This window comes from Actinomadura sp. NTSP31 (assembly GCF_041951385.1).
Lineage (GTDB): Bacteria > Actinomycetota > Actinomycetes > Streptosporangiales > Streptosporangiaceae > Spirillospora > Spirillospora napierensis.
This window is the reverse complement of record NZ_JBGNUT010000065.1, coordinates 1-8,134: the sequence shown is the minus strand read 5'-3', so window position 1 is coordinate 8,134 and position 8,134 is coordinate 1. Positions and strand designations below refer to the sequence as shown.

General features: G+C 71.9%; 9 protein-coding genes and 1 riboswitch. Of the genes, 5 read left to right on the top strand and 4 right to left on the bottom strand.

Going from position 1 to position 8,134, the window contains the following annotated elements:
• Window positions 1–498: 498 nt before the first annotated feature.
• A complete protein-coding gene (locus ACA514_RS48165) occupies window positions 499–1,209 on the top strand; it encodes a (2Fe-2S)-binding protein (protein WP_375048277.1) in 711 nt (236 codons plus the stop codon).
• Here ACA514_RS48165 and ACA514_RS48160 read toward each other — a convergent pair.
• A complete protein-coding gene (locus tag ACA514_RS48160) occupies window positions 1,206–1,934 on the bottom strand; it encodes a CbtA family protein (RefSeq protein WP_375048275.1) in 729 nt (242 codons plus the stop codon). The two genes, ACA514_RS48165 and ACA514_RS48160, sit on opposite strands and share 4 nt — an antisense overlap.
• A gap of 21 nt (window positions 1,935–1,955) precedes the next feature.
• Entirely contained in the window at window positions 1,956–2,189 is a 234-nt protein-coding gene (locus ACA514_RS48155) for a CbtB-domain containing protein (protein ID WP_375048274.1), read from the bottom strand.
• 32 nt (window positions 2,190–2,221) lie between these two features.
• Window positions 2,222–2,414: riboswitch (cobalamin riboswitch) on the bottom strand.
• Window positions 2,415–2,544: 130 nt separating this feature from the next.
• Here ACA514_RS48155 and ACA514_RS48150 point away from each other — a divergent pair.
• Window positions 2,545–3,600 carry a 3-isopropylmalate dehydrogenase gene (locus tag ACA514_RS48150; protein ID WP_375048273.1) on the top strand — a complete coding sequence of 352 codons (1,056 nt, stop codon included), beginning with the start codon at window positions 2,545–2,547 and terminating at the stop codon, window positions 3,598–3,600.
• Between the two features lie 176 nt (window positions 3,601–3,776).
• Window positions 3,777–4,880 (top strand): branched-chain amino acid aminotransferase, encoded by a 1,104-nt coding sequence (locus ACA514_RS48145; RefSeq protein WP_375048272.1) that lies wholly within the window; start codon window positions 3,777–3,779, stop codon window positions 4,878–4,880.
• Between the two features lie 69 nt (window positions 4,881–4,949).
• On the opposite strand, the gene ACA514_RS48140 is transcribed toward ACA514_RS48145, so the two are convergent.
• Both ACA514_RS48140 and ACA514_RS48135 read right to left on the bottom strand, forming a co-directional pair.
• Window positions 4,950–5,522, bottom strand: coding sequence for a hypothetical protein (locus tag ACA514_RS48140; protein ID WP_375048271.1), 573 nt, complete (start codon window positions 5,520–5,522; stop codon window positions 4,950–4,952).
• A gap of 78 nt (window positions 5,523–5,600) precedes the next feature.
• Window positions 5,601–5,840 (bottom strand): cold-shock protein, encoded by a 240-nt coding sequence (locus tag ACA514_RS48135; RefSeq protein ID WP_375048270.1) that lies wholly within the window; start codon window positions 5,838–5,840, stop codon window positions 5,601–5,603.
• A 399-nt stretch (window positions 5,841–6,239) separates the two neighbouring features.
• On the opposite strand from ACA514_RS48135, the gene cimA reads away from it, so the two are divergent.
• On the top strand, window positions 6,240–7,817 hold the full coding sequence (gene cimA / locus ACA514_RS48130; protein WP_375048269.1) for a citramalate synthase: 1,578 nt from the start codon (window positions 6,240–6,242) through the stop codon (window positions 7,815–7,817).
• A gap of 28 nt (window positions 7,818–7,845) precedes the next feature.
• Window positions 7,846–8,127, top strand: a complete 282-nt coding sequence (locus ACA514_RS48125; RefSeq protein WP_375048268.1) for a GNAT family N-acetyltransferase — start codon at window positions 7,846–7,848, stop codon at window positions 8,125–8,127.
• Window positions 8,128–8,134: the final 7 nt, after the last annotated feature.

Below are 8,134 nucleotides of genomic sequence, written 5' to 3'. Positions count from 1 at the left end.
CCGGCGATCGCGCCGGCGCCCGCCCGCGGCATGTCAAGAGCCGAGTCGCGTCTCATATGTTGAGATTTTACGCCACGGGTCGGGACAGCCGCCCGGACGGCGGGTAGCGTGGACGGTAATCATGCGGCGTTTCGCGGTAATCCTTCGCTGCCGCAGCGGGGCCTGACATCGGCAGGCCGGCACCGCTGCGGAGGTTCCGCCCGGCCATGAGCCCGATCCCGCGCCCGGACCCGCGCGAACCGCGCGTCCGGCGGCCCTCCGGCACCAGCCTCAGCGATTCGGAGCGATCATGAACGACACCACCTGGACCAACGCGCCCGCCGACGACGCCGCCGAGGAGGCGGCCCGGGCCCTGCAGACGGCCCTGGACCGCCGCGACAACGGCGGCCACCCCTCCCGGTAGCCCGCTGATCGGCACGGCCCTCCGGTCGGCACGGCCCTCCGGTCGGCACGGCCCTCCGGTCGGCACGGAACCGGCGGCATGGCAGGGTGAAGCCCATGCCGCCGCCCCTGCCCGCCGGGACCGAGGACGTCGCGCGGGCCCTGCGCGCCGCCGGGCGCCTCGGGCCGTACTTCGCGATCGCCACCGATCCGGCCGAGAAGGCCGATCCGACGTGGCGGCCGCTGCCCGAGCGCGACCCCGTCCGGCTCGCGGAGCTCACCGACCGCTACGCCGAGCGGCTCGGCACCGGTGAACGGCGTGTCGCGGCGTCCATCCTGTTCCAGGGCCTCGCGTCGCGGCTGTTTTCGCCGGTCGTCGCGGCGGCGGTGCACGGGGTCGTCCCCGACCTGTCCGGCCTGCACTGGCGATGGGCGCCGGGCGCGCCCATCGCCCTCTGGCTCGCCGACCCTCGCGGGTGGCGCGCCGACGGCCCGGCCGAGGCCGCCGAGCTCGTCCACGACGCGGTCGTCACCGGCCAGTTGGAGCCGCTGCGCGCCACGATGCGGGCCGTCTCCCGCCTCGCGGACGGCCTGCTCTGGGGGAACGCGGCCTCCGCTCTCGTCGGCGGCCTGAACGTCGGCCCGCGCGACCCCTTCCGCGGCGCCCTCGTCCGCGAACTGCTGGCCCGGCCCCCGCTCGCGGGAGCGGGGGCGTTCGGCCCGCGCGGATTCGTCCGCCGCAACTGCTGCCTGTACTACCGCGTCCCGCCCGGCGGGGAGCTGTGCGGGGACTGCGGCCTCCGCCGGGCGCCCGGTCGCGCCCGTTAGACGGAGGCGAGGGATCGGCGGCGGGCGCCCGCCCGTTCCGTCAGGTAGCCGAACAGCAGCCCGATCGCGGCCCACAGGACGAGCTGGACGCCCAGGGAGGCGATCCGGAAGTTCCACAGGACCGTCGCGGGGAAGTGCTCCGGGATCGCGTCGGGCTCCGGCGTGAGCCGGTACACGACCGCCAGCAGGACGGCGTAGCCGACCGCGGTCACCGTGGCCGCGTTCCATGCGCCGAGCCGGGGGACGAGGCGGCGGCACACGATCACCGCCGCGGTCGTCGCCAGCACCCCCAGCGCCATCATGCAGAAGTACAGCGCCGTCCGGCCGCCGATGGTGGTCGGGTTGCCGACCGCCGGGGGCGTCGCCGGGTACTTCAGGAACGGCACCAGCTCGATCGCCACGAACCCGGCGAGGGCGACCAGGGCGGCGGTGGCGCGGGCGCCGAGCCGTCCGAGCCGCCCGGACGCGAAGGCGAACGCGATCGAGAACAGCCCGCCGAGCGCCACCCCGTACACGGCCATCGCGGTGATCAGGCCGGCGGTCTTCTGGACGCCGCGGCCGACGACCTCCGGTTCGTGCCCGGCGTGCCCGGCGTGCGCCCTCGCCTCCTCGAAGGCGATGGCGTGCCCGACCTGCGGTTCCCCGTACAGCCAGGCGACGACCAGCGCGAGGGCGGCAGCGGCCAGGCCCGCGAGCATCCCGCGGACCAGCAGTGTTCTCATCATCGGCTCGTGAATCCCCCGGGCCTAGTGGCAGGGGAAGCCGAGCAGGTGCCGGCCGTCGTGGGTGAACTCGTGCACCCAGGTGCCGCCGAAGAGCGACGTCGCGCCCTGTTCGGCGCCGACGAAGTAGATCAGGACCGCGGCCAGCACCACGGCGAGCACCGCCCACGGGACGATGTCGCGGATCGGCAGGCGCAGCGGCGCGGGGGACGGCTCTGCCTGCGGGGACGCGGCGGACGGTACGGCGGACTCGGCCATGTCGGGTTCTCCTCACGGGGTGCACTCGCCCCGGTTGCGGGAGGACGACGGGTCAGTGTCCTGACTCCCAGATCGCCGTCTCCCTCCGACCTTCCCGCCGGCGTGCGCCGGCCGTGGTCGTCGAGCGGGGGAGACTCCCTGGTCACAGTGGCGGGACCGTCCTGGATTCGCACCAGGTTCCTGCGCACCGTCGCCTCGATGTGAACTTGTCGAGGAGAGCGTCTCCTCTCCCCTCCGGCCCGTCAACCCCGCGAAGAGTGACAAAGGTGACGCCCGGGCCGCCGGCGGCGAGACCCGCGTACCGGGATATGAGACGAAAGCCCAAGCAGTGAGACGTTTGCAGTACAGTACGCGCATGGCTTCCCGCAGCATTCGTCTGGCCGTCATCCCCGGTGACGGGATCGGCCCCGAGGTGGTCGCCGAGGGACTGAAGGTCCTCGAGGCCGTCGCCCCGTCCAGCGACCTCGCGTTCGAGCAGACCTCCTACGACCTGGGCGCCGCCCGCTGGCACCGGACCGGGGAGACGCTGCCCGACTCGGTGCTCGAGGAGCTGCGCGGCCAGGACGTCATCCTGCTGGGCGCGGTCGGCGACCCGAGCGTGCCGAGCGGGACGCTGGAGCGCGGGCTGCTGCTGCGGACCCGCTTCGAGCTCGACCACTACGTCAACCTCCGCCCGGTGAAGCTGTTCCCGGGCGTGACGACCCCCCTCGCCGGCGTCACGCCGGACGACATCGACATGGTCGTCGTCCGCGAGGGCACCGAGGGCCCGTACACCGGCGTCGGCGGCGTCCTGCGCAAGGGCACCCCGCACGAGGTCGCCACACAGGAGAGCGTCAACACCGCCTTCGGCGTCGAGCGGGTCGTCCGATACGCGTTCGAGGTCGCGGCCTCGCGCCCCCGCAAGAAGCTCACGCTGGTCCACAAGGACAACGTCCTCACCTTCGCCGGTGATCTCTACCAGCGCACGCTGAAGCGGGTTGGCGCGGAGTACCCGCAGGTCAGCACCGACTACTGCCACGTCGACGCGGCCACCATGTTCTTCGTCGGCCAGCCGCAGCGCTTCGACGTCGTGGTCACCGACAACCTGTTCGGCGACATCATCACCGACATCGGCGCCGCGATCGCCGGCGGCATCGGGCTCGCCGCGTCCGGCAACGTCAACCCCGACCGGACGGCGCCGTCGATGTTCGAGCCGGTGCACGGCAGCGCGCCCGACATCGCGGGGCAGGGCAAGGCCGACCCGACCGCCACGATCCTGTCGGTCGCGATGCTGCTCGACCACATCGGCGCGGGCGAGGCCGCCCGCCGCGTCGAGCAGGCCGTCTCCGACGACCTGGCCGAGCGCGGCGCGCTCGGGACGCGGTCGACCGCCCAGATCGGCGACGCGATCGCCAAGCGAGTATCGGGCTGAGGGCGCGCCTCTCCGGCTACGAGCAGGGACACTCCGGGCGCGCCTCGCGGCGCGCCCGGTTTTCCGTATGCGCCGCGTGCGAGGAGTGGGGGCAAAGAACGAAGTACGACAATAGGGACTAAGGACGCCGCAGCGGCAAGGGAGCCGCACCGGCGATCGGGAGAGGACGAACGGCGATGAGCGACACCCTGGACTTCGAGACCACGCTGACCGAGCGGCCCGCGACGGCCGCCGAGCGCGAGCGCGTCCTGGCCGATCCGGGCTTCGGCCGGTACTTCACCGACCACATGGTCACCATCCGGTACTCGGCGGACCGCGGCTGGCACGACGCCAGGCTCGAGCCCTACGGGCCGATCCCGATGGACCCGGCCAGCCAGGTGTTCCACTACGCCCAGGAGCTGTTCGAGGGCCTCAAGGCCTACAAGCAGCCGGACGGCTCGATCGTCACCTTCAGGCCGTACATGAACGCGGCCCGGATGAACCGCTCCGCCAGGCGGATGGCCATGCCGGAGATCCCCGAGCAGCTGTTCGTCGACGCCGTCGAGCTGCTCGTCCGCACCGACAAGGAGTGGGTCCCCGACTCCGAGGGGCACAGCCTCTACCTGCGGCCGTTCATGTTCGCCACCACCCGCGCGCTCGGCGTGAACAGCCCGGCGAACGAGTTCCTGTTCATGGTCATCGCCTCCCCGTCCGGGCTGTACTACCCGCGCGGGATCAAGCCGGTCTCGGTGTGGCTGTCGCAGGACTACACCCGCGCGGCGCCCGGCGGCACCGGCGAGGCCAAGTTCGGCGGCAACTACGCCGCGTCCTTCGCCGGCCAGGCCGAGGCCGTCCAGCAGGGCTGCGACCAGGTCGTCTGGCTCGACGCGGTGGAGCACCGCTGGGTCGAGGAGGTCGGCTCGATGAACCTGATGTTCGTCTACGGGTCCGGCTCGCGGGCCCGGCTGCTCACCCCCGCGCTCACCGGCACGCTCCTCGCCGGCGTCACCCGCGACTCCATGCTGAAGCTGGCCCCCGACCTCGGCATTCCCGCCGAGGAGGGCAAGATCAGCATCGACGAGTGGCAGGCCGGCTGCGCGTCCGGCGAGATCACCGAGGTGTTCGGCTGCGGCACCGCCGCGATCATCAGCCCGGTCGGCCGCGTCAAGGGCAACGACCGGGAGTGGACGATCGGCGACGGCGAGCCCGGCGAGATCTCCATGCGGCTGCGCCAGGAGCTGGTCGGCATCCAGTACGGCACCCGGCCCGACCCGTACGGCTGGGTCCACAAGATCGTCTGAGCGTGGAGGCGCCCGATGGCGCGCCCGTCCCCGGGTGCGCGCCATCGGGCGCGGTCGTGTCCGGCCGCGTCAGCGGCCGAAGCGCACGGTGGTGGTGACCGCGGACCCGGCGGTCTTCGGGCTCGCCCCGCGCGAGTCCGGGTTGATCGCGTAGTGGAACGCGAACCCGACGTAGGCCCGCCCGGGCCTGCCGTCGACCTGCACCGGGAAGGTGCAGGTGCCCGAGAGCGCGTAGACCTTGCGGACGCGGTGCGGCTTCACCGTGGAGTGCCAGACGTAGCCGACGGGGATCACGTGCCGGTCGTGGTAGTGGCCGTTCAGGCCGGTGGCGGTGCAGACCGCCCGGCCCCGCGCGATCGCCCGCAGCTTCTTGCTCGTGATCTGGAACGACCACGGCATCGGGTACTGCCGGGAGTACCGCCCGGTGAGCCTCACCTGCGCGTGGAACGCGCCGATCCGGTCCCGGTACGCGAATCCCTGATGGCTTTTCGTGAACACGAAGTAATGGGCCGCGCGCGTCGCGGAGGAGCGCTCCGGACGGCCGGCGGCAGGCGCGGCGGACGCGGCGGACACGGTGCCGAGCGCCATTGTCAGGGCCGTTCCGGTGATCAGGGCCGTCCGGCCGAAACTGTGCATGCGCATTCCAGGCATTCCCTTCGGAAATGGTCGCCGCCCGCCGGAGCCGGCGGGCGGCCGTGGCTGGGTCCGCCGCCGGGGTCCTCAGCTCAGGCCGGCCCGCCGCACGTCCAGCGCGCGGTAGGCGTAGCCGTCCTGCTCGGCTTCCTCCCAGGTGAACAGCACGTCCTCACCGGGATCGAGGGAGGCGAAGCCGCCCGGCGCGGTGCGCACGGCGGAGAAGTGCGCCCAGATCTCGCCCGGGACGTCCGGCGAGACCAGCACCCCCCAGCCGCTCTCGTCGTCCCAGGACGCGACCGTTCCGCGAACCGGTTCACCGCTCATCGGAAATCCCCTCCTCCGGCGGACAGCGCGATCCTCGGTCATTCGCCGGGCAATGCGCAAGCGCATTTACGCGACGAAAACCTTACTTAACCTTGGGTCCACGTTTTCCGTCCTCCAATGCACCCTGATGACGTGAAATAGATCGATGTTCGCGACGTGGGCGTGACAGGCCGGTTCCAACCGGGCTCGGGGGCCCGGCGTGGCGTCCGTCTCAGCATTCGAGACAGGTGTCCAGGCATGTGGGAGGGTGTGGCAGACTGGCCGCATCATGCGCCACAGCCTCGTCATTATCGGCTGGCGCGCCGGCAACTAACGGGACAACGCCGGCGCGCAGACCTCTCACGTCCGTGAGGGGTCTTTTTTGTGTCCTGGCGCTGATCACCCATCCCTGGGGGAACCATGCAAGGCGACGACTTCCACGTCTACGACACCACGCTCCGCGACGGCTCGCAGCAGGAGGGGCTGAACCTCTCCGTCACCGACAAGCTCGCCGTCGCGCGCCACCTCGACGACCTGGGCGTCGGCTTCATCGAGGGCGGCTGGCCCGGAGCCAATCCCAAGGACACCGAATTCTTCAGGCGGGCTCGAACAGAGCTCGGCCTGAGGCACGCGCGGCTCACCGCGTTCGGCGCGACCCGCCGGGCCGGGGTGAAGGCGGCCGACGACCCCCAGGTCGCCGCCCTGCGCGAATCCGGCGCGTCCGTCGTGACCCTGGTCGCCAAGAGTCACGACAGGCACGTCGAGCTGGCCCTCCGCACGACCCTGGAGGAGAACCTCGCGATGATCCGCGACACGGTCTCCCACCTGCGTGCGGAGGGCCAACGAGTCTTCCTGGACGCCGAGCACTTCTTCGACGGCTACAAGGCCAACCGCGCCTACGCGCTGGAGGCCGTCCGCACCGCCGCCGAGGCGGGCGCGGACGTCGTCGCGCTCTGCGACACCAACGGCGGCATGCTGCCGGACGAGCTGGCCGACGTCGTCGACGAGGTCGTCGGGCTCGGCGTCCGCGTCGGCATCCACTGCCATGACGACTCCGGCTGCGCGGTCGCCAACTCGCTCGCCGCCGTCAAGGCCGGCGCCACCCACGTGCAGGGCTGCGCGAACGGCTACGGCGAGCGCAGCGGCAACGCCAACCTGTTCACCGTCATCGGGAACCTGCAGCTCAAGCGGGGGATGAACCTGGTCTCGGACGGGCAGCTGGCCGAGATGACCCGGATCGCGCACGCGGTCTCCGAGGTCACCAACGTCGCGCCGAGTTCCCAGCAGCCCTACGTGGGCCTGTCGGCGTTCGCGCACAAGGCGGGGCTGCACGCCTCCGCCGTCAAGGTCGACCCGGACCTCTACCAGCACATCGACCCGGCGACCGTCGGCAACGACATGCGGATGCTGGTCTCCAGCATGGCCGGCCGCGCGTCCGTCGAGCTGAAGGGCCGCGAGCTCGGCTACGACCTGTCCGGCGACAAGGCCAAGGCCGTCGTGGACAAGGTCAAGGAGCTGGAGTCCACCGGCTACACCTTCGAGGCCGCGGACGCCTCGTTCGAGCTGCTGCTGCGCGAGGAGCTGACCGGCGTCCGGCAGCGCCACTTCGAGGTCGAGTCGTGGCGGTCCATCGTGGAGCGCCGCCCGGACGGCTCCATGGTCAGCGAGGCCACCGTCAAGCTGCACGCCAAGGGCGAGCGGATCATCGCGACCGGCGAGGGCAACGGCCCCGTCAACGCCCTCGACAACGCGCTGCGCATCGCGCTCGGCCGCCTCTACCCCGAACTGGCGCGGCTGGAGCTCGTCGACTACAAGGTCCGCATCCTGGAGGGCGCGCACGGCACCGACGCCCGCACCCGGGTGCTGATCGAGTCCGCCGACGGCGAGCGCGAATGGGGGACGGTCGGCGTCGAGGACAACGTCATCGCCGCGTCCTGGCAGGCCCTCGAAGAGGCCGTGACCTACTGCCTCCTGCACGCCGGCCACGAGGCGGGCTGATTCGCCGCGCGTGGGGCATGATCGGGGCATGAGCACCGAGATCACCGACAACGCCGGGCAGGGCCGCTACGAGATCCGGGTGGACGGCGACCTCGCCGGATTCGCCGAGTACGAGCGCCGCGACGGCGCGGTCGTGTTCACCCACACCGAGGTCGTCCCCGCCTTCGAGGGCAAGGGCGTCGGGAGCTCCCTGGCCAGGGGGGCGCTGGACGACGTCCGGGCCAAGGGCGAGCCGGTCGTGCCGCTCTGCCCGTTCATCAAGAAGTGGATCGACAAGCACGCCGACTACCAGGACCTGGTGAAGGGCTGAGCGAAAG

Excerpts from the sequence above, each read along its gene's own strand:
- ACA514_RS48150 (WP_375048273.1), top strand. The coding sequence starts at position 2,545 with ATGGCTTCCCGCAGCATTCGTCTGGCCGTCATCCCCGGTGACGGGATC.
- cimA (WP_375048269.1), top strand. The coding sequence starts at position 6,240 with ATGCAAGGCGACGACTTCCACGTCTACGACACCACGCTCCGCGACGGC.
- ACA514_RS48145 (WP_375048272.1), top strand. The coding sequence starts at position 3,777 with ATGAGCGACACCCTGGACTTCGAGACCACGCTGACCGAGCGGCCCGCG.
- ACA514_RS48165 (WP_375048277.1), top strand. The coding sequence starts at position 499 with ATGCCGCCGCCCCTGCCCGCCGGGACCGAGGACGTCGCGCGGGCCCTG.
- ACA514_RS48135 (WP_375048270.1), bottom strand. The coding sequence starts at position 5,840 with ATGAGCGGTGAACCGGTTCGCGGAACGGTCGCGTCCTGGGACGACGAG.
- ACA514_RS48160 (WP_375048275.1), bottom strand. The coding sequence starts at position 1,934 with ATGATGAGAACACTGCTGGTCCGCGGGATGCTCGCGGGCCTGGCCGCT.
- ACA514_RS48125 (WP_375048268.1), top strand. The coding sequence starts at position 7,846 with ATGAGCACCGAGATCACCGACAACGCCGGGCAGGGCCGCTACGAGATC.
- ACA514_RS48155 (WP_375048274.1), bottom strand. The coding sequence starts at position 2,189 with ATGGCCGAGTCCGCCGTACCGTCCGCCGCGTCCCCGCAGGCAGAGCCG.
- ACA514_RS48140 (WP_375048271.1), bottom strand. The coding sequence starts at position 5,522 with ATGCGCATGCACAGTTTCGGCCGGACGGCCCTGATCACCGGAACGGCC.